29 protein-coding genes are annotated in these 21,187 nt (G+C 51.6%); 24 read left to right on the top strand and 5 right to left on the bottom strand.

What is annotated here, in order from left to right:
* Nucleotides 1-381 precede the first annotated feature (381 nt).
* The 3 genes from ACR8BF_RS04725 to ACR8BF_RS04715 form a co-directional block, all read right to left on the bottom strand.
* Nucleotides 382-1,371: a GTP pyrophosphokinase gene (locus ACR8BF_RS04725; protein WP_434745635.1), complete on the bottom strand. Its 990-nt coding sequence runs from the start codon at nt 1,369-1,371 to the stop codon at nt 382-384.
* A complete protein-coding gene (locus ACR8BF_RS04720; RefSeq protein ID WP_434745634.1) occupies nt 1,364-2,398 on the bottom strand; it encodes a phage integrase in 1,035 nt (344 codons plus the stop codon). The genes ACR8BF_RS04725 and ACR8BF_RS04720 overlap by 8 nt, the downstream gene beginning before the upstream one ends.
* Before the next feature lie 257 nt (nt 2,399-2,655).
* Nucleotides 2,656-3,507 (bottom strand): phage repressor protein CI, encoded by an 852-nt coding sequence (locus ACR8BF_RS04715; RefSeq protein WP_434745633.1) that lies wholly within the window; start codon nt 3,505-3,507, stop codon nt 2,656-2,658.
* A gap of 122 nt (nt 3,508-3,629) precedes the next feature.
* Between ACR8BF_RS04715 and ACR8BF_RS04710 the strand changes: the two genes are divergently transcribed.
* The 13 genes from ACR8BF_RS04710 to ACR8BF_RS04650 all read left to right on the top strand — a co-directional run bounded on the left by ACR8BF_RS04710 (nt 3,630) and on the right by ACR8BF_RS04650 (nt 12,566).
* Nucleotides 3,630-3,854 carry a hypothetical protein gene (locus tag ACR8BF_RS04710; protein ID WP_045139711.1) on the top strand — a complete coding sequence of 75 codons (225 nt, stop codon included), beginning with the start codon at nt 3,630-3,632 and terminating at the stop codon, nt 3,852-3,854.
* Between the two features lie 35 nt (nt 3,855-3,889).
* The gene (locus tag ACR8BF_RS04705) at nt 3,890-4,399 is read left to right on the top strand and encodes a phage regulatory CII family protein (protein ID WP_434745632.1); all 510 of its coding nucleotides are present in this window, start codon (nt 3,890-3,892) and stop codon (nt 4,397-4,399) included.
* A gap of 4 nt (nt 4,400-4,403) precedes the next feature.
* A complete protein-coding gene (locus ACR8BF_RS04700; RefSeq protein ID WP_072044059.1) occupies nt 4,404-4,601 on the top strand; it encodes a hypothetical protein in 198 nt (65 codons plus the stop codon).
* A complete protein-coding gene (locus ACR8BF_RS04695; RefSeq protein ID WP_434745631.1) occupies nt 4,586-4,780 on the top strand; it encodes a phage filamentation protein Fil family protein in 195 nt (64 codons plus the stop codon). The genes ACR8BF_RS04700 and ACR8BF_RS04695 overlap by 16 nt, the downstream gene beginning before the upstream one ends.
* Complete coding sequence (locus ACR8BF_RS04690; protein WP_434745630.1) at nt 4,744-5,082, top strand: DUF5347 family protein; 339 nt, start codon at nt 4,744-4,746, stop codon at nt 5,080-5,082. The genes ACR8BF_RS04695 and ACR8BF_RS04690 overlap by 37 nt, the downstream gene beginning before the upstream one ends.
* 69 nt (nt 5,083-5,151) lie before the next feature.
* Nucleotides 5,152-5,379 carry a DUF2732 family protein gene (locus tag ACR8BF_RS04685; RefSeq protein ID WP_434745629.1) on the top strand — a complete coding sequence of 76 codons (228 nt, stop codon included), beginning with the start codon at nt 5,152-5,154 and terminating at the stop codon, nt 5,377-5,379.
* Nucleotides 5,379-5,606: a TraR/DksA family transcriptional regulator gene (locus ACR8BF_RS04680; protein ID WP_434745628.1), complete on the top strand. Its 228-nt coding sequence runs from the start codon at nt 5,379-5,381 to the stop codon at nt 5,604-5,606. Before ACR8BF_RS04685 ends, ACR8BF_RS04680 begins: the two co-directional genes overlap by 1 nt.
* Complete coding sequence (locus ACR8BF_RS04675) at nt 5,603-6,466, top strand: DNA adenine methylase (RefSeq protein ID WP_434745627.1); 864 nt, start codon at nt 5,603-5,605, stop codon at nt 6,464-6,466. The genes ACR8BF_RS04680 and ACR8BF_RS04675 overlap by 4 nt, the downstream gene beginning before the upstream one ends.
* Nucleotides 6,463-7,467, top strand: a complete 1,005-nt coding sequence (locus ACR8BF_RS04670; RefSeq protein ID WP_434745626.1) for a phosphoadenosine phosphosulfate reductase family protein — start codon at nt 6,463-6,465, stop codon at nt 7,465-7,467. Before ACR8BF_RS04675 ends, ACR8BF_RS04670 begins: the two co-directional genes overlap by 4 nt.
* 53 nt (nt 7,468-7,520) lie before the next feature.
* Nucleotides 7,521-9,833: a replication endonuclease gene (locus ACR8BF_RS04665; protein WP_434745915.1), complete on the top strand. Its 2,313-nt coding sequence runs from the start codon at nt 7,521-7,523 to the stop codon at nt 9,831-9,833.
* Nucleotides 9,834-10,031: 198 nt separating this feature from the next.
* Nucleotides 10,032-10,217 carry a hypothetical protein gene (locus tag ACR8BF_RS04660; RefSeq protein WP_064690404.1) on the top strand — a complete coding sequence of 62 codons (186 nt, stop codon included), beginning with the start codon at nt 10,032-10,034 and terminating at the stop codon, nt 10,215-10,217.
* A gap of 99 nt (nt 10,218-10,316) precedes the next feature.
* Nucleotides 10,317-10,583 (top strand): hypothetical protein, encoded by a 267-nt coding sequence (locus ACR8BF_RS04655; protein ID WP_434745625.1) that lies wholly within the window; start codon nt 10,317-10,319, stop codon nt 10,581-10,583.
* Nucleotides 10,584-10,844: 261 nt separating this feature from the next.
* A complete protein-coding gene (locus ACR8BF_RS04650; protein WP_434745624.1) occupies nt 10,845-12,566 on the top strand; it encodes an AIPR family protein in 1,722 nt (573 codons plus the stop codon).
* A 62-nt stretch (nt 12,567-12,628) separates the two neighbouring features.
* Here ACR8BF_RS04650 and ACR8BF_RS04645 read toward each other — a convergent pair whose 3' ends face one another.
* Nucleotides 12,629-13,663, bottom strand: a complete 1,035-nt coding sequence (locus ACR8BF_RS04645; protein ID WP_434745623.1) for a phage portal protein — start codon at nt 13,661-13,663, stop codon at nt 12,629-12,631.
* Nucleotides 13,663-15,429 (bottom strand): terminase ATPase subunit family protein, encoded by a 1,767-nt coding sequence (locus tag ACR8BF_RS04640; protein WP_434745914.1) that lies wholly within the window; start codon nt 15,427-15,429, stop codon nt 13,663-13,665. The genes ACR8BF_RS04645 and ACR8BF_RS04640 overlap by 1 nt, the downstream gene beginning before the upstream one ends.
* 142 nt (nt 15,430-15,571) lie before the next feature.
* Between ACR8BF_RS04640 and ACR8BF_RS04635 the strand changes: the two genes are divergently transcribed.
* The 11 genes from ACR8BF_RS04635 (at nt 15,572) to ACR8BF_RS04585 (ending at nt 21,182) form a co-directional block, all read left to right on the top strand.
* Nucleotides 15,572-16,429 carry a GPO family capsid scaffolding protein gene (locus ACR8BF_RS04635; RefSeq protein WP_434745622.1) on the top strand — a complete coding sequence of 286 codons (858 nt, stop codon included), beginning with the start codon at nt 15,572-15,574 and terminating at the stop codon, nt 16,427-16,429.
* Between the two features lie 42 nt (nt 16,430-16,471).
* Complete coding sequence (locus tag ACR8BF_RS04630) at nt 16,472-17,668, top strand: phage major capsid protein, P2 family (RefSeq protein WP_434745621.1); 1,197 nt, start codon at nt 16,472-16,474, stop codon at nt 17,666-17,668.
* A 3-nt stretch (nt 17,669-17,671) separates the two neighbouring features.
* Nucleotides 17,672-18,316 carry a phage terminase small subunit gene (gene gpM / locus ACR8BF_RS04625; RefSeq protein WP_434745620.1) on the top strand — a complete coding sequence of 215 codons (645 nt, stop codon included), beginning with the start codon at nt 17,672-17,674 and terminating at the stop codon, nt 18,314-18,316.
* Between the two features lie 99 nt (nt 18,317-18,415).
* Entirely contained in the window at nt 18,416-18,880 is a 465-nt protein-coding gene (locus tag ACR8BF_RS04620) for a head completion/stabilization protein (protein ID WP_434745619.1), read from the top strand.
* A complete protein-coding gene (locus ACR8BF_RS04615) occupies nt 18,880-19,083 on the top strand; it encodes a tail protein X (RefSeq protein ID WP_434745618.1) in 204 nt (67 codons plus the stop codon). The genes ACR8BF_RS04620 and ACR8BF_RS04615 overlap by 1 nt, the downstream gene beginning before the upstream one ends.
* A 3-nt stretch (nt 19,084-19,086) precedes the next feature.
* Nucleotides 19,087-19,299 carry an HP1 family phage holin gene (locus ACR8BF_RS04610; RefSeq protein ID WP_191942352.1) on the top strand — a complete coding sequence of 71 codons (213 nt, stop codon included), beginning with the start codon at nt 19,087-19,089 and terminating at the stop codon, nt 19,297-19,299.
* Nucleotides 19,280-19,789, top strand: coding sequence for a lysozyme (locus ACR8BF_RS04605; RefSeq protein WP_434745617.1), 510 nt, complete (start codon nt 19,280-19,282; stop codon nt 19,787-19,789). The genes ACR8BF_RS04610 and ACR8BF_RS04605 overlap by 20 nt, the downstream gene beginning before the upstream one ends.
* Before the next feature lie 4 nt (nt 19,790-19,793).
* Complete coding sequence (gene lysB / locus ACR8BF_RS04600) at nt 19,794-20,219, top strand: Rz-like lysis system protein LysB (RefSeq protein WP_434745616.1); 426 nt, start codon at nt 19,794-19,796, stop codon at nt 20,217-20,219.
* On the top strand, nt 20,113-20,352 hold the full coding sequence (gene lysC / locus ACR8BF_RS04595) for an Rz1-like lysis system protein LysC (protein ID WP_346549450.1): 240 nt from the start codon (nt 20,113-20,115) through the stop codon (nt 20,350-20,352). The genes lysB and lysC overlap by 107 nt, the downstream gene beginning before the upstream one ends.
* Entirely contained in the window at nt 20,315-20,746 is a 432-nt protein-coding gene (locus tag ACR8BF_RS04590; RefSeq protein ID WP_434745615.1) for a phage tail protein, read from the top strand. Before lysC ends, ACR8BF_RS04590 begins: the two co-directional genes overlap by 38 nt.
* The gene (locus ACR8BF_RS04585) at nt 20,739-21,182 is read left to right on the top strand and encodes a phage virion morphogenesis protein (protein WP_434745614.1); all 444 of its coding nucleotides are present in this window, start codon (nt 20,739-20,741) and stop codon (nt 21,180-21,182) included. The genes ACR8BF_RS04590 and ACR8BF_RS04585 overlap by 8 nt, the downstream gene beginning before the upstream one ends.
* The last annotated feature ends 5 nt before the right edge of the window (nt 21,183-21,187 follow it).

Below are 21,187 nucleotides of genomic sequence, written 5' to 3'. Positions count from 1 at the left end.
GTACTAATAGCTCTTGTTATTGACAAAATTTCACTAGATGAAGCGATAAAAATCTTTGGCTTAACCATTCTTTTCTTACTCCTGCGAATTTTTAAATAACTTATCAACTAATTTATTTAAAATCCAATGATTCATCCAACTTCATCTATATTTTTCCCTATTCTACAGGTGCTTTATAAACACCAAAAAAAGGGGCTGGCAGATGCCAACCCCTTGTTTGCTATTAACTTTTAGATGTCGCGTTAGCGATACCTTAGTTAAGACGCTTTTTCTAGCCACCATTGATATATAAGATTTTTAATTATTAAACAGTTAGTTAACCCCATACCTGGTGCAACCAAATGCAGGTGCGTTCATGCTGCGTAGTCATTATGTAGGCAACTATTTAAGGCGCTTACGATAAACCTCAGTATTTTCAACTATATCCTCAAAATTAGAAGGAATTGATTTTCTGAATTTCTCAAAATATTCATCATGAGTTAAGTTAAGGACAGTTCGGCAATAACCTAAACTATTCCATAGCTGATGATCTTCATAATCATTCTTTTCTACTTCTGAAGCTTCGAAAGAATCTATTACTGGTAGTGCTTTAATGATGAACTGCTCCATGTCCCAAAGTGAGATATTTAAAGGCTTAATCTCTTCTAAAAAATCATGCATTCCTTGATAGTAAACTTCTCTACCCGGTGAATATTTCTCCACTAATGACATAAGATTATCAACATTTAATTCGATATTTTTCTTTTCATTATCCTCTTTCTTCATTACTTCTTCATTGTAAAATTTCTTTGCATTTTTTATGGTTTCAAATTGCTCATCTGCTAACTCTATTAAAGCGCTTAGCCTATGGAGTTTTCTTTTTATCGGTTTTGGCACATCGCTTTCGCGTTTATAAAGTAACTTATGACTTATAGCCGCCCAAGAATGCATTAATATAGTTCTCACTTGAATTTCAGCTTTAAATCCCTGCACGCCTCTAAATGAAGGAGCGTTGAGCCATTCTTTTTTTATTTCTATAATGTAGTGGCGGGACGCATAACCAAAACGATCTTCAGCAGCCTCTGATTGCTTATCGCTATCTGAGATAACATTAAATTCATCATGAATTATTTCATGGATTTTGTCCAAATCTGAAGCATAATAGGCAATAAGCCTAACACCACAAATGTCCTCGACTTCCGTAAATGGATTTTGATAGCCTTTTCTGGTTACCTTATCTATAAAAGACTGGGTATCCTTAACTCTAGACTCCAAATTAAATAATGAAATACTATTTTGCTCTAATACTTCAGTTAATTCTGACACAATACCTTTCTTTAATTTCTTGTAGATGGGTTTTTTTCGTTCAAACTCCAAACCTAGATCATTCATATATAGTCCTAATTTTAGTTAGAGGGTTAAGGGCGGCGGCTTCTTCTAAATGGTCAGGAGCAAAGTGAGCATACTTCATGGTTTCACGGATGTTGGCGTGACCGAGTATTCTTTGCAGCACCAGAATATTGCCACCATTCATCATAAAATGACTGGCAAAAGTGTGCCGGAGAACATGTGTTTTCTGGCCTTCTATAAGCTGGATAGTTGTAGTAGCCAGCATCTTCTTGAAGTCCTGATAGCATGGCTTAAACATCCTCCCCTGTCTTTCCTTTAGCTCGTCATAAAGCCATTGCTGGATAGGAACCGTTCTGTTTTTGCCGCCTTTAGTTTTAAAGAATGAAATTTTATTAGGTGATAGCTGTGAACGGGTCAGGGTTTCCGCTTCAGTCCAGCGCGCACCAGTAGCCAGGCAAACTTTGCATATCATCTTTAAATCTGGCTTCCCATAAAGCTCGCAACCATCAAGAAGTTCTGCGATCTGCTTTAAGGTAAGCCAGGACATTTCCTTTTCATCTTCCCGGAACGTCCTCACTCCATCCAGTGGGTTAGGTAAAGACCATTCACCTAACCTCTTCAACTCATTGAACACAGCGGCAAGATAGTTTTGTTCTCTGTTGACCGTTATAGGCCTTACTTTCCACTTTGATTCATCATCGTGATAGCCGTTAGAAATCTCGCCTTTAAGGCGACGATCACGATAATGCGCCCAATCTTTTGCCGTCAGTTGCGAAGCTATCGGGTCCCCTAGTCCGGCACACACAATATTTAATTTCGCCTTACGAGACTTGACGGCCTTGAGTGACTGTCCATGCAGAGAATCCCAAAGCTTAATCAGTTCACTTAGCTTGCGGCGGTCCTCCTTCTCTTTTATCCACGGTTTGTTTTCGGCCTCCGCACGCGTGTAATCTTCGAAGGCTACCGCTTCGCCTTTCGTTGCAAAGCTTTTCCTTACACGTCGGCTACCGCGCCCATCTAAATAAAAATCAGCAAGCCATTCGCCAGACGAAAGTTTTTTGATTGACATGTTATCTGACCAGAGATTTTTTAAATACAGATATACTATTGATTAGGATGACAATACAAAACGCCGCTATTGTGTAAGAAGCCCACATAGGGGCTAAAAAACTAAAAAGCATTATTGTTCCCAGCACTGCCCCACCAAGGCAAAGACTCATAAAAGCTTTGAAGACTCTGATGTTTTTGGTTTTACAATTAAAATGTGCTGAAGCAATTCCGCTCACTATCGCTATTATTAATAAAATAAATTCGACCATGATTTACCTATAAACATTTTGATATTGCCAGCATTACCAAGCCAATAGGCGTTACGTCACTTTCTGCACATTCAAATGAAGATGAATTGTTAGTAACTTTAATCCTATTTCCCGGAAGGCGAGACACCGTATAAATATCTTTATTTCCATCAATATCTAATAGCCAATCACCATTACCAATGGTCTGAGCGTCCCCTTCCACGATCCATGACATGGAGCCGCGTTGAATATAGAGGGGGTTAGTTAAATCAAGGCTAAAAAGAGAAAGATTAAAACTCACATCAGCCTGTTTCTCTAATGTGCCTCCGGAGAGTTTTCGCGCAGGTATGGATGGTATCAGCTGATCAGCTAAATCTCTCGTGGGTAGTGCCTCATCCTCATGGCCAGTAGCTAACCAGGAAAGAGAAAACCCCGTATCAAGTGCGCATGTAATGACAACATCACCAGGAAAGTAATCTCTGCGAACCCATGCGCTCATCGTCGCTGAAGGAATATCAAGCAAGTCACCTAGCTGCTTCTGCATAGTAAAACCATATGCGTGCATTATGCGATCTAATACTGCTCGCCCGCCATTAGCCAGCATAGTGTCGTAAAGTTTCTTCCCTTTAAGAGAGGGATGCCCCACTTCACCTGAACTTACATTTGTAAGCTCACCATTTACTAGCCATCTAAGACTTACCCCCGTATCCAATGCGCATTGAATGATGTAATCACCAGGTAAACTCTGGCGAGCCACCCAATTTTGGATAGTAGGTAACGGAATTTTTAGAAGTTCCGCTAGCTCTGGGCGTGAGCTAACCCCATAAGATTTAAGGATTCTCTCCAGTATGGCCTTAACATCGTTGTTGTAATCGGTCATATACCCTTCAAATAATCCAATATGATCTGTTTACACAAACCCATTTGGAATATATCATCCACTTCGTTAGTGAAAATGCACGCCAATGCACTGTAAATACTGCCAACTGGAGATAATCCCCGATGACCAATCAAATTACAATACCTAGCGGCCCCGACCTGATGACTTATGAACAGTTCGCACAGGCTTATGGTTACAGCCTTCGCACTGTGAAGCAGATGGTTGAAGACGGCGATCTGCTTGTTATGCCACGTAAAAAAATTGGTGGTGCTGCACGCATCAATATGGTCGCCTTCCGCGCGCGTTTGCTCGCTCAAGGTGTCAATTGCCGCTATGTCGCTGCGTAGTAACTTAATTATTTAAGTTGAGCAAAGGAATGACCATGTTTGATTTTAAGACTTCCACCCATAACCACTATGAAGACGCCTGCCGCAAGTTTGCGCTGACTCACAATATGCGGGAGCTGGCCCAGCAAGCTGGCATGAAAGTGCAGACGCTTCGCAACAAGCTGAATCCTGATCAGGTGCATCAACTGACTGTTACAGAAGTGCTGCTACTGACTGATCTGACCGAGGACGCGACTCTGATGGATGGGATGCTGGCGCAGTTGCACTGTCTGCCTTGCGTTCCAGTGAATGAACATGCTGCAGAAAAGTTTTCCGCTTACGTGCTCAACGCCTCCGCGCAGGTCGGAACGCTTGCTGCCAGTGCTGCAAATCACACCAGCATTACGACTTCATGCCGTCGCGGGATTGTTGAGGCAGCTAATACCGGCATTCGTTGCATGATGCTGGCGGCTCTCGCTGTACAGGCGCGTATTCATTCAAATCCTACCATCGCATCAACTGTAGATATTGCAGGTGCAATCGGTTCTTCAATAGGCATGAGCTAGGGATATGAGCCAGGAATTTACCTATTTCTTTCGCTATCGCGGAAAAGAAATGTCAGTAGATGCTGAAAATGTCGCGCTTTATTACCCGTCTATTTCAGGCGACGGAAGTGGCTTTTTTACATTGGTAAATGGTGAGCGTTTTCGTGGTGAAAATGTAAGAGAAATAAGTAAGGGGAAAAGTGAATTATGCCGGTATTTGTAAGGCTTTTAAAAAATCAGTCACCACCGCAGCAGTTAGCAGCATCAGGTCATGGATGGATAGAAACGAAAGCAAGTAAGAGCTGGCACCCGGCAATCTCACAGGCCGAACTGCTGGCAGGATTAACGTGTAAGAGGAAAGAATCATGGGTTACAAAGCTGAAAGTATCACTGTTCAGATGAATGCGGGGCAGCGCGCCAGTGCGCTTAATCATATTTCCGCGCTTCGTACCATGATGTACGGCGATTGCAGCCACGAACTGAAACGCTTTATCGCAGATATGCGTGATAAGCGCGATCACCAGGCTGAACAGAATGGCCGCGCACTGAGCGCAATTTTCTTCCTGGCAAATATCAGCAAAGAACGTCACAGCGTTGATTTCAGTGAACTGACGAGTGACGAGAAAACTGCGCTAATTAGCGTAATGAATCACTTAAAAGCAGTCGTGAGTTTATTTCCCAAGAATCTGACGTTACCTAACTAATCAACACATCGAAATTAAATGGCGTAAACCCGCCGGGCATTCTTTTGCCCGAATTCAGGAGAAAGAGAAATGCGAAATATCCAGACCCTTAATTTTAAAGCTGACGACGACGCGCTTAGCGCTCTGCTGAGCAAGGCAAAAACCGAGCAGCGTTCTGATGATGCGCTGTCCGTTTCTATCCGCCTGGCCGCACTGGCAATTCATGCCCGCCAGCAGGAAATGTCAGCAGCAGAAATCATCGAGCTGCTGGACAAAGAAGCAGAACGCTTTGAGAACCAGGCGCAGGAGCTGCACTGATGGCTGATTCAATGGACATGGTACAGCAGCGCGTGCAGGAAGAACTGGCGCGCAATCTGGCTAACGCGACTCACCGCCCGGCAGGGGCGAGTGAGTTTTTCTGTTTGTCTTGCGGCGAAGAAATCCCGGAGCTGCGCCGCCGCGCACTGCCGGGCGTTTCCCTCTGCGTGACCTGTAAAGAAGTCAGTGAGCTGAAAAGCGTGCATTACAAAGGGGCAGCGTTATGAAAACCATCCTGAAATGGGCCGGCAGCAAGTCCGGCCTGATGCCTGAGCTGGTTAAACACCTGCCTGCCGGTAATCGCCTGGTTGAGCCTTTTGCCGGTTCCTGTGCCGTCATGATGAATACGGATTACCCGGCTTATCTGGTGGCGGATGTTAATCTCGATCTGATTAACCTTTATCGGCAGGTTAAAGAGCATACGCGCCCGTTTATTGTCGTTGCGTTATCGCTTTTTAATCAGAATCAAACTGAAGAAAATTATTATCAGGTTCGCAAAGATTTTAACTTCAATGCGGCGCTGCCACTGCTGGAACGTGCTGCGCAATTCCTCTACCTGAACCGCCACGGCCACCGTGGTCTTTGCCGTTATAACAAACGCGGCGAATTCAATAATCCTTACGGCTATTACAAACAGCCATATTTCCCGCTGGCCGAAATCGAGGCTTTTGCCCTGAAGGCACAGTGCGCAACGTTTGAATGCCAGGGTTATAGCGAAACATTGGGAATGGTCCGTGCCGGTGATGTTGTGTACTGCGATCCACCGTATCACGGCACATTCACCGCTTATCACACTGATGGGTTCAGCGACGATGATCAGCACTCGCTGGCCTGCATCCTGCTGGGTATCTCTGAGCGTAACCCGATCATTGTTTCAAACAGCGACACCCTGTTTACCCGCAGTATCTACCGAGAATTTGGTCTGAATAAAGTCACTGCGGCCCGCTCTATCAGCCTGACTGCGGGCGAGAAGAAGCAGGCGGCTGAAATCATCGCAGTACGTCGTCCTCAATCCTCACCGATATGGATGGGCTTTGATGTGGCAACGGGAACGGATTACTCCTGTGAAGCGGAGGTGAAGCCATGATCGATGCTCGTTGCTTCGGACCAGGCATGATAAACCTTGTCACCGTTTCGGGAGGGAAAGACAGCCTTGCAGACTGGCTGCTTGCTATTGAGTCCGGCGTAGAGTTTCAGGCCGCACACGCTGATACAGGTCACGAGCACCCAGAAACTGTCGAATATCTTGATTACCTTGAAACCAGGCTCGGTCCGCTACGTCGCGTCAGGGCTGACTTCTCACAGCGTATCGCTGACAAGAGAACGTTCGTCAAAGATAAGTGGCCTGTCTCTCTGGTCAGGGATTTAGGATTCACAGAGGAAGAGGCTGCGCAGACAGTACGTCGGGCGCTGAATGCCCTGAAGCCTACCGGCATCCCTTTTCTTGATTTATGTATCTGGAAAGGCACATTCCCTTCAAGCCAGCGTAAGTTCTGCTCTTTCGAGCTTAAACAGATCCCGATGCAGAAGCAGGTAGTTGACCGGTTTATTGCTGAAGGTAATCACGTCATCACGTGGCAGGGAGTTCGTGCCCAGGAATCAGCAAGCCGGGCGGCACTGCCTGAATGGGAGGAAGGATTCGACCTTGGTCCTAGTCTGTCGCTATACCGCCCGATTCTCAACTGGACACATGATGACGTGTTTGCACTGGCCCGGCGTCACGGCATCAAGCCAAATCCGCTTTATCAGCAGGGGTGCAGCCGTGTTGGTTGCATGCCATGCGTCAACGTTAATAAAGCTGAACTGGCGGAGATTTTCACCCGCTGGCCAGAAGAGATTAGCCGGGTTGCTGAGTGGGAACGGATTGTTGCCATGTGCTCACGTCGCGGGAACGCAGCGTTTTTTCATTCAGGTTTGGACCCGGTAAAAGCTGAAACAAACGGCAGCAAAGTATCTCTCGCCTCGCACGGTATCGAAACCTATCGGGACTGGGCGCTGACTACACGCGGCGGTCGCCAGTTCGACATGCTGGCCGCCATGGACAACAAGTCGGTTTGCAGCAGTGTTTATCTGGGAGTTTGTGAGTGAGCCATATCTACGCTTACCCATGGAATGCCCCAAAAAAGGCAATCAATCCACAGATGGACCCGGCGGAAGTTGCGCCGGTGTCCGCGCTTTCAAACCTGATCAGTCTTTATGCTGCAGATAACGAGCAGAAGCAGCTGCGCCGTGAGGCAATGAGTGATGAGGTTTGGGACCGCTACTTTTTCAACGAATCCCGCGATCCTGTCCAGCGTGAAATTGTGCAGGACAGAATTGTCAGCCGGGCAAAGATGGCCCGCGAACAGCAGCAACACAATCCCGATCTGGTTATCGTGGCCGATGTCAGCGCCCAGCCTTCGCACATCAGTAAGCCACTCATGGAGCGCGTTAAGTTTTTCCACAATCTCGGCAGGCTGCAGGCTTATTCCCGCTACCTGCGCGAAACCATTCGCCCCTGCCTTGAGAGGCTGGCCCGCGTGCGCGAAAGCCAGATTTCAGCCTCATTCCGTTTTATGGCCGGTCATGACGGGCTGGACGGCCTGCTGGCGTTATCCGAAATGAACCAGAATCAGGTCAAGCGATTATCTACACTGGTCGCTGCGCACATGAGCATGTGTCTGGATAAGGCCAGCGGCCATCTGTTCGTCAGTGACGACGTGACGCCGGAGCAGGTCCGCCAGGCATGGGAACTTGTCGCAGCGGAAGCGATGCACCTGGACGTAATCCCCCCGGCCTTTGAGCAGCTACGCCGCAAAAAGCGCCGTCGCAAGCCCGTGCCCTATGATCTGATCCCGCCCTCGCTGGCCCGTATGCTCTGCGCGGACTGGTGGTATCGCAAGTTATGGCAGCTGCGCTGTGAATGGCGTGAAGAGCAGTTGCGTGCTGTCTGCCTGGTCAACAAAAAAGCGTCCCCCTACGTCAGCTTTGAAGCGGTGATTCATAAGCGAGAGCAGCGCCGGAAGTCTCTGGAGTTCTTCCGTTCGCATGAGCTGGTCAGCAATGAAGGCGACACGCTGGATATGGAAGACGTGGTGAATGCCAGTAACAGCAACCCGGCACACCGCCGCAATGAAATGATGGCCTGCGTTAAAGGGCTGGAGCTTATCGCGGAAATGCGCGGCGACTGCGCCGTGTTTTACACCATAACCTGCCCGTCACGTTTTCACGCAACGCTTAACAACGGCAGACCGAATCCGAAGTGGACCACGGCCACCGTTCGCCAGAGCAGTGATTATCTGGTTGATACGTTTGCCGCCTTCCGCAAGGCCATGCACAAAGCCGGTATGCGCTGGTATGGCGTGCGGGTTGCTGAGCCACATCATGACGGCACCGTACACTGGCACCTGCTTTGCTTCATGCGCAAAAAAGAGCGCCGTTCAGTCACCGCGCTGCTGCGGAAATTCGCCATTCGTGAAGACCGTGAAGAGCTTGGCAGCAATACCGGGCCGCGCTTTAAAGCTGAATTAATCAACCCGCGCAAAGGTTCACCGACAAGTTATATCGCTAAATACGTCAGTAAAAATATTGATGGCCGTGGCCTGTCTGATGAAATCAGTGCAGAAACAGGTAAATCACTGCGTGACAGCGCAGAGAACGTCGGGGCGTGGGCGTCACTTCATCGCGTTCAGCAGTTCCGTTTCTTTGGCATTCCGGGCCGCCAGGCTTACCGGGAATTACGCCTGCTTGCCGGTCAGGCGTTGAGAAATCAGAGCGATAAAAAAGCCCGTGCGCCAGTGCTTGAAAACGCGCAGCTGGACGCTGTGCTGGCCGCTGCAGATGTGGGCTGCTTTGCCACCTACATCATGAAACAGGGCGGCGTACTGGTTCCGCGCAAACACCACATCGTCAGAACTGCTTACGAACTTAACGACGAGCCAACCCCTTACGGCGATCACGGCACCCGCATTTATGGCATCTGGTCCCCGTTAGTGGCTGGCCGCATCTGCACGCACGCAACGAAGTGGAAAATGGTTCGTAAGGCAGTTGACGTTCAGGAGGCGACAGCCGACCAGGGCGCTCGCGCCCCTTGGACTCGTGGCAATAACTGTCCCCCTGATGAAAAACTAAACATTTCAGGGGGTGAGCCGGTATCAGTTGAACCTGTAGAGCCGGGCGAAACACCTGTGTATGGTCCGACAGATTTCAACAACATGACTAGAAAACAGCGCCGTGATCTGCTGGCGCGTCTCCGGGTGGTGAAGCCGCGCCAGAAACAGAGTTATAAGCAGGAAATTGACGATGATCAGCGGGCGCTTCTGGTTGCAGAACTGCAGGTGAGAGGATTTACCGGGGAAGAAAAAGAAATAAACCTACTTCTGTCCTGTGGGAGCCTTAATTCTGGTGCAGGTATGCGCATTTTTTACCAGAACGGACGGCTGCAGGAAGATGATAAGTGGCGTCAGTGGATCTGAACTAATAAAGCTGGCATAAGCGAAGCCGCTAACGGCAGGTAGTACACGCTTTATCCAATCAAAATAACGGCTTGGGATCACTGGAAATTGCAGTTTTCATTTTCAGATTAGGACCGATTGAAGGAAAAAACATTTCACATTTCTTAACGCATCTACTACTGTATGGTTATACAGTCTTTAGAGTTAAGGGAGGGTAAGATGGACACTCAAGATTTGGCACCTATAAACCGTAAGATGGCTTGCGTTCAGTTCATTGCTGAGGTGTCGCTTATAGCAAATTGCAAGCAATCTGACATGAAACTGGCGATGAGTATCATCGCTGAGTTAGCTCATTCTAGCTGCGAAAAAGTCCCCGACGATGAGATTTTTTACGCTGCGGAGTAGCGTGAGTCCGCAGTCAGGCATATTGATAACGTTGCTGGTGACAAAATTTATTTTTGGCACTGGCAAGGTTGAACAACGAGTCCCACGAGGCGTTAGGCTATGGCCGGAAGCGATTCGAATTACCAGGTAGTTTACCGCGGCGAAAGCCTGATTGATTATGGGCCTGGCGGATTAGTTTTCTTTCAGCGGCCAAAAGAGAACGGCGGCGGCTTCTGGTTAGGCCGGACTTATGATGGTGTTTTCTGGCTTGAGATTTCTTTTCCCGTCTCTCTTTCTCAGGGGCTGCTTTATCTGCAGGCGCTAAACAATCCTGTTACGGTCGATCCGAAAATCACTGAGCCAGATAACAACTTGCCCCTGTTCTGACTCTTTGCAGGTAAGTGCATGTCTATGCTGCATGAATCCGCATGATCCCAAAAGGATCGTTTACCCTTCGGCCCGCCAGTAATGGCGGGCTTTCGTTTATGTCATGCACCTGCATGAAAACCGCAGCATAAAGCGGGCAGGCGTGGCGGGGCTACGAGCGCGCGCAAACCCTTAATGAGTAGCATTGCTTAATAATATTATCTATATGTATAGTGTAGGAGAATCTCTCAAATCACATGTCACGCTGTTTAGCGAGGAACTATGCATCCTGTATTGAATCAATATATCAATGACTTAGCTACAATGTTGGAAATTGAAGATGATGAGGCAAAGCTTTTCGAATACTTCTGCAACTATGTAATAACTTCTAAAAGTTACTTGGGACGATTCAATCCTGTTGAAGTTACTACTCAAGAAGACGATGCATCAATTGATGGAATAACAATTTTGATAGATGGGGAGTTGATTTTAACTTCTGAAGATGCTGTGGCCGCTTTTGAGAGCCATAAAAATAATATCCCAGTTGAAATTGTTATAACTCAAGCTAAATCAGGTGAGCGCTTTTCGAAAGAAAAAATTTCAAATTTTAACTTAGGACTGCAAGATCTATTTAGCTTAGACCCAAAGCTTCCCAATGGAATATACAATAAAGTTGCAGTGGAAATCCTTAATATAATTATTGCCAATTTAAAAAAGGTCAGGAACAAGCTGCCGGATTTGAAAGTAAACTTTTGTACTAGCGGTGTGTACGTTGCGGAACGAGAACTAGAGGCCGCATTCAAATTAGTAGAAGATACTTGTCGTAATGCTGATTTATTTGGCCATATAGATGTCACTCCATTAGGGCGCGGCGAGTTAATGAAATTATGGCGCTCAATAACTCAAAAAAGCGAAACTAGTTTAGAACTTATAAACTTCATGGGCATCAATGAAATGCCTGGAATACCTCAAGCATATATAACAACGGTTAAAGCTAAAGAGTTTATTGAGAAAGTGGCAATGGATGATGACAGAAACATTCGGGAAGAAGTTTTTGATGAGAATGTACGAGCATTTCTTGGCGCGGAGAACAGTGTAAATTTAGATATATCAAAAACTCTCGAATCTGATAAGTCGAAGCAGTTTGCTGTTTTGAATAATGGTGTAACCATTATTGCTCCTGAGTTGACATTAACTCCCAGCAAAAAAACAATGCATATTGCAAACTATCAAATAATAAACGGCTGTCAAACCACCAACACATTATTCAACCATTACGCCTTATTAAATGATTCTGTGGAACTGGTGGTTAAATTTATCCAATCGGATGAAAGTGATGTGGCAATTGACATTGTAACAGCTACTAATAATCAGTCTAAAGTCGAAAGCTCGTCATTTTACGCTCTAAGAGATAAGGCGAGAATGGTACAAAAGTTCTTCGAAATCCAAAGAGGAATCGAAGGAAGGGAACAACTATATTTTGAAAGAAGGGAAAGTGAGTATAGAAACAAATCTATAAAAAACACAAAGATATTTGATATAGTTGAAATGGCTAGATGTTTCTTATCTGTATTTAAGCAAAGACCTCACAATGCAGCTATGTATGTTAAGAAAGTATTGCATGAGAATAAAGATACATGTTATCTGGATAATGATAATGAAGTAGCATATTACACGGCGGCATATATTTGCTACAAGTACAATACTTTGATTAACGGGAGAAAGATAACTTCACCCCGGTACAATAAGCTCAGGTGGCATATAGCAATGCTATATCCTTGGGTGGTCAATAAATCTGTGGATACTCCGGCACCAAACTCCGGAAAAATGACAGCCTACTGTGATAAGCTAATGAAAACATTGACTAGTGATGCCTATGTCACTTACTTCAAAGAGTGCCAAGATATTATTGACTCTATTACATGGCCTACAGATGACCAGATAAAAAGAGGAAAGTATACAAGCGAACTCAAATCCGCAGCAGAGGTTTATTTGCGAAGCTAGCTTGATGGAATTTATTAAATTGGGGTGTATCCCCAATTTAATAGTTCTTTCATAAATTAATTTTAAGAGAGATTATAGCTTTCAAATTTAATGATTTCCTCACCTAACCAATGGTTGAGTTCTTCAAATCTTTTTTGTAGCGGCATTAGTTCATTTCGCACGAATACAAGACTTGCTTTCTCAATATCACCAAACCCACCTGTGTTGTTCGGGATTATCCCCATCAGCTGCGGCGGAACGCGATGCACGGCCAGCATGTCGTCGCGGCTAACGTTTTTGATGTTCAGGAATTCATCCTTCGCCGCTACCTCAGACAGCGGGATTATCTGGATGCCGTCCTTTTTCCCGTTCGGGCTGTACATAAACAGGTTGCGGAAGTTGCCAGGGCCCTTTGCGCTTTTCATGGCGCCGCGGATATTGTCCACGTCCTGCTGACTCTGCGCAGGGTCGGTCATGTACATGATGAAACCCGCATGGCTGCCGTTAAGGTAATACTTACGGCGGAACAGCGTAGCCGACTCATTCAGCAGCGCCGACGGGATGGCAGACAGGTAGCCCGGCAGACCATAAATCTCCTGATTGATGTCCGGCTCCATCAGGTGAAACACGCTGCCCTTCGCAAACTCATACGGCTCCGTGTTAATGCCATAGTGCGCATACCAGTACGTGTCCAGGTCGAAGCCGCGCCGGGTGAACTTTGCCAGCGACGGCTCCAGCTTCAGCGCGTTACCGAGGCGGCTGGTCCGCTTCTCCAGGTAGGCATTGCCGAAAATCAGGTAATCCAGCGCAAAGCGGCTGAACGCCTGCTGACTCAGTAGCGGATGCGGGATAAAGGTACTCGCCAGAATATTGCACTTTACGCTGATGGGTGAGCTGTGATGCACGGCGGCGCGGAACGTGCGCGCCAGCCCGTCAACGCTTACAGGCGGTTCATACCAGCGATCATTGATTACGCACTCCACGTAGTCCAGCAGTTCGCGGCGGTCCAGCACCGGGATTGGGTCGCCAAAGGTGAACGCCTCCGACGCTGCCCCGCTGGTCATGTTTTCCGGCTGCGGCACGGGCTGCGTGCGGGTGCGGTTCCTGCGTTTGCTCATTAATAAATCTCCACAATGTTCTGCGTGTGTGCCGCCTGTCCCTGCAGCGGCTCGTTTGCCAGCGCGTGCATGGTCGCCCAGGCTAAATCGCCGTGGCTGACTTCTTCGCTGCGGCTGGTTTCATAGGTCGGACGGTTGCCGCTGGCCGTGGTGGCCTTGCGGATAGACATGAAGGACTGCGCGATGTCGAGGTGGCTGGCGTCAAACTCCAGCCGCCCGCTGGCGATGGTGTCGTAAGCCTTCAGCACCAGGGCATTTTTCACGTTCGGGTTATAAACAAACTCCTTCACCTGCGGGAAAAACGCTTTGACGTTTTCATACACGCCCAGCCCGACGCCGGTGGAGTCGATGCCGATATAGGTAACGTTATACTGCTGCGTCAGCGTCCTGATGGCGTCAGCCTGCGCCCGGAAGTCCATCCCGCGCCACTGGTGGCGCTCAAGGATGCGGAACTTACCGCCCGGCGCGGCAGGCGGTGCCATGACCACACATCCGGCACTGTCGCCGTTCTGCGTTCCCTTCGCCGGGTCATAGCCGATCCATACCTCTTTCCAGCCGAACGGCCGCAGTGCCAGCGCCTCAAAGTCGGTCCAGACTTCCCAGCTGTCCACCATGCACTTCTGCAGCATGGCCAGCTGAAACACCGATGCCAGATCGTCCATAAAGACGCACATCAGCAGGTTCTGGTAATCCTCCGGGCTGTAGCGCGTGCGCAGCTGCTCAAGGTCAAACAGGTCACAGCCGCCGCGCACCGCATCTTCCACCGTGACAATCTGGCGAAACTGGCCGTCTTCGCAGAGGCGACCGGCGGCCACTGACTGATGGCTGAGGTCAATATCAACCCGGTCCGCTTTGACCCGGCCCTTGTTGAACTGTGAACCGGACCAGAACGGATAGGCGCTGTGCGTGAGGCTGGAAGGCGTGGAAAAGTAGGTTTCGCGCCACTTCTTGTGCAGCGCCATGCCGGACGCCACTTTCTGCAGTTCCTGAAACTTCGGGATCCAGAAATATTCATCCAGGTACAGATTGCCGTGATAGCTCTGCGCGGTGCGGGCGTTGGTGCCTAAGAAATACAGGCACGCGCCGTTACTCAGCGTCATCGGGTCGCCCTTCAGGTCTACGTCCACCTCGCGGGCAAATTCGATGATGTACTGTTTGAAAACGTGCGCCTGCGCCTTGCTGGCCGAAAGAAAAATCTGGTTGCGCCCGGTGGTCAGCGCATCGATCAGCGCCTCGCGGGCAAAAAAGAAGGTCGCCCCGATCTGGCGCGACTTCAGCAGGTTGCGGACCGAATATTTATTTCCGGCTTCCCACCACTGGCGCTGATAGCCGAACATCGAGCCGTGGAAAACCTCCTGCAGCTTCTCAATCTGCTCGTCGCTGAACAGGTTCTTTTCAGGTGGCTTACGCGGGCCTTTGTTCCGGTTCTCCACGTTCGGATTAAGATCCGCTTCATTGCCGCCGTTGCTGAATTTACCGATCCGGGCGTGACGCTCTGACTGGCGCGCCAGCAGGTCGATTTCCTTAAAGTCTTTCCCTTCCTTCTGCTCCTTCATGATGAGCTGGCAGTAGCGTGCGGCGGTGGTCAGCTGCATCTGATCCAGCGGGCCATAGTCGCCCCACCTGTCGCGCTTCTTCCAGCTGTGAACGGTTGCGGGTTTCTCTCCCAGCATTTCAGCAATGCGGGCGATGCGGTATCCCTGAAAGTACAGCAGTAAAGCCTGCCTGCGGGGATCGAGGTCGTCGGGGGCGGGTGTCATGTTCATGCAGTCAAAATACGGCCCCGCCGCTTCCTTTTCCGCCATCCCTCATTGTGTGGTTTCCCGCACAACGTCCGCGCGTTGTTTCGATACCCCTGCCGCCGCAACCATAGGGCCTCACAGAGTTTTACTTACCGGAGCCTGGACAATGGCAAAGAAAGCAAAGCGTTTTCGTATCGGGGTGGAAGGTGCCACCACGGACGGGCGCACCATCGAGCGCAGCTGGCTTGAGCAGATGGCGGCAAATTACAGCCCTGAGCTGTACACCGCCGTGATCAACATGGAGCACATCAAGGGCTATACGCCTGACAGTCCGTTTCGCCGCTTTGGCGTAGTGGAAGCACTGGACGCAGAAGAAATCAGCGACGGCCCGCTGAAAGGCAGGCTGGGGCTGTATGCCCTGATCAACCCGACTGACGAGCTGGTCACGCTGACCGGCACCATGCAGAAAATCTTCACCTCTATGGAGATCCGCCCGGAGTTCGCGGACACCGGCGCGGCTTACCTGATTGGCCTGGCCGTGACAGACGATCCGGCCAGCCTCGGCACGGAAATGCTGCAGTTCAGCGCCAGCGCCGGGGCGAACCCGCTGGCAAACCGCAAGCAGCATCCTGACAACGTTTTCTCTGCCGCTGAAGAAACCCTGATTGAGTTTGAGGACGTGGCCGACGTAAAGCCCGCCCTGTTTACCCGCATCAAGGCGATGTTCAGCAAACAGCAGCAGACCGACGCGGACCGCTTCAGCGACGTGCACCAGGCCGTTGAGCTGATTGCCACGGAGCAGCAGGACCTGAGCACGCGCATTGAAACGGCACTGAGCGAACAGGCCGACAGCCTGAAATCACATTTCAGCAGTGCGCTGGGTGAGGAAGTGCTGAAGCGCGAACAGCTGCAGGCGGACTTCACCGAACTGCAGCAGCAGCTGAGCCGGGAAGATGGCCGTCAGCAGGTCCGCCCGCGCACGCAGGGTAACGGCAGCGGCGGCGAAGTGCGCACCGACTGCTGATACAGCGGCGGCAAACCTTTAACGAACAGAGAAAGCGAAACGATGAAAAATACTACCCGTTTTAAGCTGAATGCTTATATGTCGGTGCTGGCAGAAATCAACAAGATTGACCTGTCCGCGCTGAACAGCAAATTCACCATTGAGCCGTCCGTGTCGCAGACGCTGGAAAGCAAAATTCAGGAATCGTCCGCGTTTCTGCAGGCCATCAACATCATGCCGGTCAGTGAGCAGAACGGCGAACGGCTGGGGCTGGGGATCGGCACCACCATTGCGGGCACCACCGATACCACCCAGAAAGAGCGCGAGCCTACCGATCCGACCTACATCGACGGCGATGGATACAAATGTACCCAGACCAACTTTGACACGGCGCTGCCTTATTCAAAGCTGGACATGTGGGCGAAGTTCAGCGATTTCCAGGTGCGCATCCGTGATGCCATCGTGAAGCGTCAGGCGCTGGACCGCATCATGATCGGCTTCAACGGCCTGAAGCGTGAGAAAACCTCTAACCGCGTACAGAACCCGCTGCTGCAGGATGTGAATATCGGCTGGCTGGAGAAAATCCGCCAGGAAAAACCGTCGCAGGTGCTGGGTCAGCACATCGGTGACGACGGCAAGGTGGTGTCGGACAAAATCACCGTGGGTAAAAATGGCCTGTTCCGTAACCTGGACGCGGTGGTGATGGGTGCGGTATCGGAAAAAATCGGCGTGCAGTATCAGGACGACACCGAACTGGTGGTTATCTGCGGACGCCAGCTGCTGGCTGATAAGTATTTCCCGCTGGTCAATCAGAGCCAGCCCAACACCGAAGCACTGGCCGCTGATCTGATCATCAGCCAGAAGCGCATCGGCGGCCTGCAGGCAGTCCGTGCGCCGTACTTCCCGGCGAATGCGCTGCTGATCACCCGCCTGGATAACCTGTCTATCTACTGGCAGGAAGAAACGCGCCGCCGCTCGATCATCGACAACCCGAAACGTGACCGCATCGAAAACCTTGAGTCGGTCAACGAGGCTTACGTGGTCGAGGACTACGACTGCACCTGCCTGGTGGAAAACATCGAGCTGCTGGAGCAGGAGCCGGAAAAAGAGCCGGGCGAAATGAGCGAAGCGGAAATTGCACGCATCGCCGCCGTGGCGGCCAGCGTGGTCAAGACAATGACCGGCGCGGGCAGTTCAGCCGCCAGCGCGGACACCACGCAGACCGGTGATGCCGGTGATGGCAGCAAAGACGGAGCGTAACCCGTGACTAACCCCTTCCGCGCGCATACGCGCTTTATTCAGGCACAGGAGGCCGCCCGGTCGGGCGGCAGTGGCCGCAGCACAAAGGGCTATGACCTGATGCTGCTGCAGCTGAACGAAGACCGCCGCCGCCTCAAGGGCATTCAGTCCAACGTCCGAAAAGCTGAAATCAAGGTGGAGGTGCTGCCGAAGTACGCCGCCTGGGCTGAGGGCGTGCTGAGCGCGGACGGCGCGCAGCAGGACGACGTGCTGATGTACGTGATGCTGTGGCGCGTTGACGCCGGTGACTATGCCGGTGCGCTGGCGATTGGCCGCCACGCACTGAAGCACGGCTGGGCGATGCCGCTGGGACAACGCACCACGGCGACGGTGCTGGCCGAAGAAATTGCCGACGCGGCAAAGGCCGCCATTCTGGCGCAGACGCCGTTTGATCCGGCCCTGCTGCTGGAGGCGCTGGAAGTTGTGGACGCGCACGACATGCCCGATCAGTCACGCGCCCGTCTGCACAAGTCCATTGGGTGGGTGCTGACGGAAAGCAGCCCGGCGTCCGCGCTGAACCATCTGAAGCGCGCCCTGCAGCTGGACGAGAAATGCGGCGTTAAAAAAGACATTGAGCAGCTGGAGCGGAAAATCCGTAACGCCAGCTGATAACCGGACGTGCCCACGCGCGGGGCGGCACGGGGTGGCGACAGGCAGCGCCGCATCAAAACCCCGTCCACCGCCCACCTATTCAGGAGTAACAGAGCAATGGAATTTATCGCGCCACAGAAGGCGACGGGAACGCCGGACATCATCCCCAACAATTCATTCTGGCCCGACGTTGATCTGGCGAAGTTCCGCAGCGTCATGCGCGTTGACGGCACCGTGACGCCAGAGCGTCTGCGTCAGGTGGTACTGACCGCGATGGCGGAGGTTAACACGGAGCTTTACCCGTGGCGTGAGCGGCAGGAGCTGGCCGGTCATAACGGCCTGGCCGACGTTCCGGCGGAGCGTCTGGCCGGTGTGAGTGTGCGGCTGCATCATTATGAAAATGCGGTGTGGTGCTGGACGCGCGCGGTGCTGAACGAGCGCTATCAGGACTTTGACGCCACCGCCTCCGCCGTGAAGCGCGGCGAAGAACTGAATGATGCCAGCGGCGATCTCTGGCGCGATGCGCGCTGGGCCATCAGCCGCGTGCAGGACATGCCGCACTGCACCGTGGAGCTTATCTGATGAAAGTACGTGCGCAGCAGTATGACACGGTGGACGTACTCTGCTGGCGTCACTACGGGCGCACGCAGGGCATGACGGAACAGGTGCTGCAGGCAAATCCGGGGCTGGCGGAGCACGGCCCCCTCTTACCGCACGGACTGGAGGTGGAGTTGCCGGACGTGACAGCGACGGCCACCGTGCAGGCCATCCAGCTTTGGGACTGAATCATGTGGGAAAAAATCAGCACCTTTTTAACCTGGTGCATTGCGGTGGTGATGGCGTGGCTGGGCGGCATGGACCTGAAGGACATGTCTACCGTGGCCGGTGTGCTTATCGGCCTGCTGATGGCGCTAATCAGCTGGTACTACAAACACAAAACCTACCAGCTCCTGGCAAGCGGGCGCATTACGCGGAGTGAATATGAATCTGCAGACCGTTAAACGCTGCGCCGTGGGCGTGGTGCTGGCGCTGGCCGCCACGATGCCCGGCTTTCAGCTGCTTCACACCTCCGTGGAGGGGCTGAGGCTGATTGCCGACTATGAGGGCTGCCGCCTGCAGCCGTACCAGTGCAGCGCGGGAAAGTGGACCGACGGCATTGGTAACACGTCCGGCGTGGTGCCGGGTAAGTCCATCACGGAACGGCAGGCGGCGGGGAATTTCATCACCAACGTGTTACGCACTGAGGCGGCACTGGCGCGCTGCGTGGCGGTTTCCATGCCGCAGCAGGTTTATGACGCGCTGGTGTCGCTGGCGTTCAACGTCGGAACCGGCAACGTGTGCGGCTCAGCGATGGTGGCGCTGCTGAAAAAGGGTAAATGGCGCGAGGCGTGTTATCAGCTGCCGCGCTGGGTGTACGTGAAAGGCGTATTTAATCAGGGGCTGGATAACCGGCGCGGACGTGAACTGGCATGGTGCCTTAAGGGAGTCTGAGCACATGAAGAACATCATCGTGATGGTTCTTTTTTTTCTGGGAATTGTGTTTTGGCAGTCGTGGAACCTGCACAACGCCTATCAGAAGATTCACGCGCATGAGGCAGTCATTGAAACTCAGCGAAAAAAGCTGAGCCAGAAAAACAGCCAGCTGATTGCCCTGAACATCCTGACGCAGACAAGCAGCCAGGCGCAGACGCAGCTTTACGCCGCCGCTGAACGCAACAGCCAGCTGCTGCGCGACCGGCAGCGAAAGATTGAGGAACTAAAACGTGAAAATGAAGACCTTCGCCGCTGGAGCGATACCGCTTTGCCTGATCCTTTTGTCCGGCTGCGCCAGCGACCGGCCCTCGCAGGAGGTGAATCTTACCGTGAGTGGCTGTCCGAAAATCACCCGCTGCCAGCTGGACCCGGCAGCGCCGCGCACTAACGGCGACCTTCTGACCCTGCTGGACGAGACGGAGGCCGCCTGGGCGGCGTGTGCCGGTAAGGTCGATATCATCATCAGCTGTCAGGAAAAAGACGATGAACAAGCCGCAGTCCTTACGCAGCGCCCTGAATAAGTCGGTCCCTTACGTGGCCGAAAACCCGGACCGCCTGCACCTGTTCGTGGACAGCGGCCAGCTGGTCGCCACGTCCGCCGCGTCCCTGTCGTGGGAGTATCGCTACACCCTGAACGTGGTGATCACCGACTTCACCGGCGACCAGAATCTGCTGATGGCCCCGGTGCTTTTGTGGCTGCAGGAAAACCAGCCCGATGCGCTGCAGAACAGTGAGGCGCGCGAAAGGCTGTTTGCTTTTGAGGTGGATATTCTGGGGAATGACCGCTGCGATATCAGCATGTACCTGAAGCTGACCGAGCGCGTGATAGCGACTATTGAGGACGGGAAGGCACACATTGAGGCAGTGCCGGAGCCGGACGTGCCGGAGGAATTCTGGGCGGTGAAACGTGGCTGAACTGCATGAAGTGGATGCCTGGCTGGCGGCGCTGTTGTCACAGCTGGAACCGGCGGCCCGGAAAAAGATGCTGCGCGAGGTGGCGCGCGACGTGCGACGAATTCAGCAGGCGAACATCACCGCGCAGCATTGCCCGGACGGCACCGCATGGGAGCCGCGCCGCGTCAGTGCCCGCAGCAAAAAGGGCCGCATCCGTCGCGGCATGTTTGCGAAGCTGAAAACGGCGAAATACCTGAAGGCGCATGCGAATGCAGACGCCGCTGAAGTTGCCTTTATTCCGGGGGTGCAGAAGCTGGCCCGCGTTCACCACTACGGCCTGCGGGACCGGGTAAGCCGTCGCGGCCCGATGGTGAAATATGCGGAACGTCCGCTGCTGGGCGTTAATGGCGAGGTTGAAAATTTAATGCGCGAAACCCTGATGCGCTGGCTAAACTAAACAGC

It is taken from the genome of Candidatus Pantoea rara, from assembly GCF_051136265.1.
In the GTDB taxonomy this organism is placed as follows: Bacteria; Pseudomonadota; Gammaproteobacteria; order Enterobacterales; family Enterobacteriaceae; genus Pantoea; species Pantoea rara.
This window is presented reverse-complemented; position numbering and strand designations above follow the sequence as displayed.

Excerpts from the sequence above, each read along its gene's own strand:
- ACR8BF_RS04715 (WP_434745633.1), bottom strand. The coding sequence starts at position 3,507 with ATGACCGATTACAACAACGATGTTAAGGCCATACTGGAGAGAATCCTT.
- ACR8BF_RS04670 (WP_434745626.1), top strand. The coding sequence starts at position 6,463 with ATGATCGATGCTCGTTGCTTCGGACCAGGCATGATAAACCTTGTCACC.
- ACR8BF_RS04655 (WP_434745625.1), top strand. The coding sequence starts at position 10,317 with ATGGCCGGAAGCGATTCGAATTACCAGGTAGTTTACCGCGGCGAAAGC.
- lysB (WP_434745616.1), top strand. The coding sequence starts at position 19,794 with ATGAAGAACATCATCGTGATGGTTCTTTTTTTTCTGGGAATTGTGTTT.
- ACR8BF_RS04635 (WP_434745622.1), top strand. The coding sequence starts at position 15,572 with ATGGCAAAGAAAGCAAAGCGTTTTCGTATCGGGGTGGAAGGTGCCACC.
- ACR8BF_RS04650 (WP_434745624.1), top strand. The coding sequence starts at position 10,845 with ATGCATCCTGTATTGAATCAATATATCAATGACTTAGCTACAATGTTG.
- ACR8BF_RS04610 (WP_191942352.1), top strand. The coding sequence starts at position 19,087 with ATGTGGGAAAAAATCAGCACCTTTTTAACCTGGTGCATTGCGGTGGTG.
- ACR8BF_RS04620 (WP_434745619.1), top strand. The coding sequence starts at position 18,416 with ATGGAATTTATCGCGCCACAGAAGGCGACGGGAACGCCGGACATCATC.
- ACR8BF_RS04615 (WP_434745618.1), top strand. The coding sequence starts at position 18,880 with ATGAAAGTACGTGCGCAGCAGTATGACACGGTGGACGTACTCTGCTGG.
- ACR8BF_RS04710 (WP_045139711.1), top strand. The coding sequence starts at position 3,630 with ATGACCAATCAAATTACAATACCTAGCGGCCCCGACCTGATGACTTAT.
- ACR8BF_RS04695 (WP_434745631.1), top strand. The coding sequence starts at position 4,586 with ATGCCGGTATTTGTAAGGCTTTTAAAAAATCAGTCACCACCGCAGCAG.
- ACR8BF_RS04690 (WP_434745630.1), top strand. The coding sequence starts at position 4,744 with ATGGGTTACAAAGCTGAAAGTATCACTGTTCAGATGAATGCGGGGCAG.
- ACR8BF_RS04720 (WP_434745634.1), bottom strand. The coding sequence starts at position 2,398 with ATGTCAATCAAAAAACTTTCGTCTGGCGAATGGCTTGCTGATTTTTAT.
- ACR8BF_RS04645 (WP_434745623.1), bottom strand. The coding sequence starts at position 13,663 with ATGAGCAAACGCAGGAACCGCACCCGCACGCAGCCCGTGCCGCAGCCG.
- ACR8BF_RS04605 (WP_434745617.1), top strand. The coding sequence starts at position 19,280 with ATGAATCTGCAGACCGTTAAACGCTGCGCCGTGGGCGTGGTGCTGGCG.
- ACR8BF_RS04685 (WP_434745629.1), top strand. The coding sequence starts at position 5,152 with ATGCGAAATATCCAGACCCTTAATTTTAAAGCTGACGACGACGCGCTT.
- ACR8BF_RS04700 (WP_072044059.1), top strand. The coding sequence starts at position 4,404 with ATGAGCCAGGAATTTACCTATTTCTTTCGCTATCGCGGAAAAGAAATG.
- ACR8BF_RS04630 (WP_434745621.1), top strand. The coding sequence starts at position 16,472 with ATGAAAAATACTACCCGTTTTAAGCTGAATGCTTATATGTCGGTGCTG.
- ACR8BF_RS04665 (WP_434745915.1), top strand. The coding sequence starts at position 7,521 with ATGGACCCGGCGGAAGTTGCGCCGGTGTCCGCGCTTTCAAACCTGATC.
- ACR8BF_RS04705 (WP_434745632.1), top strand. The coding sequence starts at position 3,890 with ATGTTTGATTTTAAGACTTCCACCCATAACCACTATGAAGACGCCTGC.
- ACR8BF_RS04640 (WP_434745914.1), bottom strand. The coding sequence starts at position 15,429 with ATGAACATGACACCCGCCCCCGACGACCTCGATCCCCGCAGGCAGGCT.
- ACR8BF_RS04725 (WP_434745635.1), bottom strand. The coding sequence starts at position 1,371 with ATGAATGATCTAGGTTTGGAGTTTGAACGAAAAAAACCCATCTACAAG.
- ACR8BF_RS04590 (WP_434745615.1), top strand. The coding sequence starts at position 20,315 with ATGAACAAGCCGCAGTCCTTACGCAGCGCCCTGAATAAGTCGGTCCCT.
- ACR8BF_RS04660 (WP_064690404.1), top strand. The coding sequence starts at position 10,032 with ATGGACACTCAAGATTTGGCACCTATAAACCGTAAGATGGCTTGCGTT.
- ACR8BF_RS04680 (WP_434745628.1), top strand. The coding sequence starts at position 5,379 with ATGGCTGATTCAATGGACATGGTACAGCAGCGCGTGCAGGAAGAACTG.
- ACR8BF_RS04675 (WP_434745627.1), top strand. The coding sequence starts at position 5,603 with ATGAAAACCATCCTGAAATGGGCCGGCAGCAAGTCCGGCCTGATGCCT.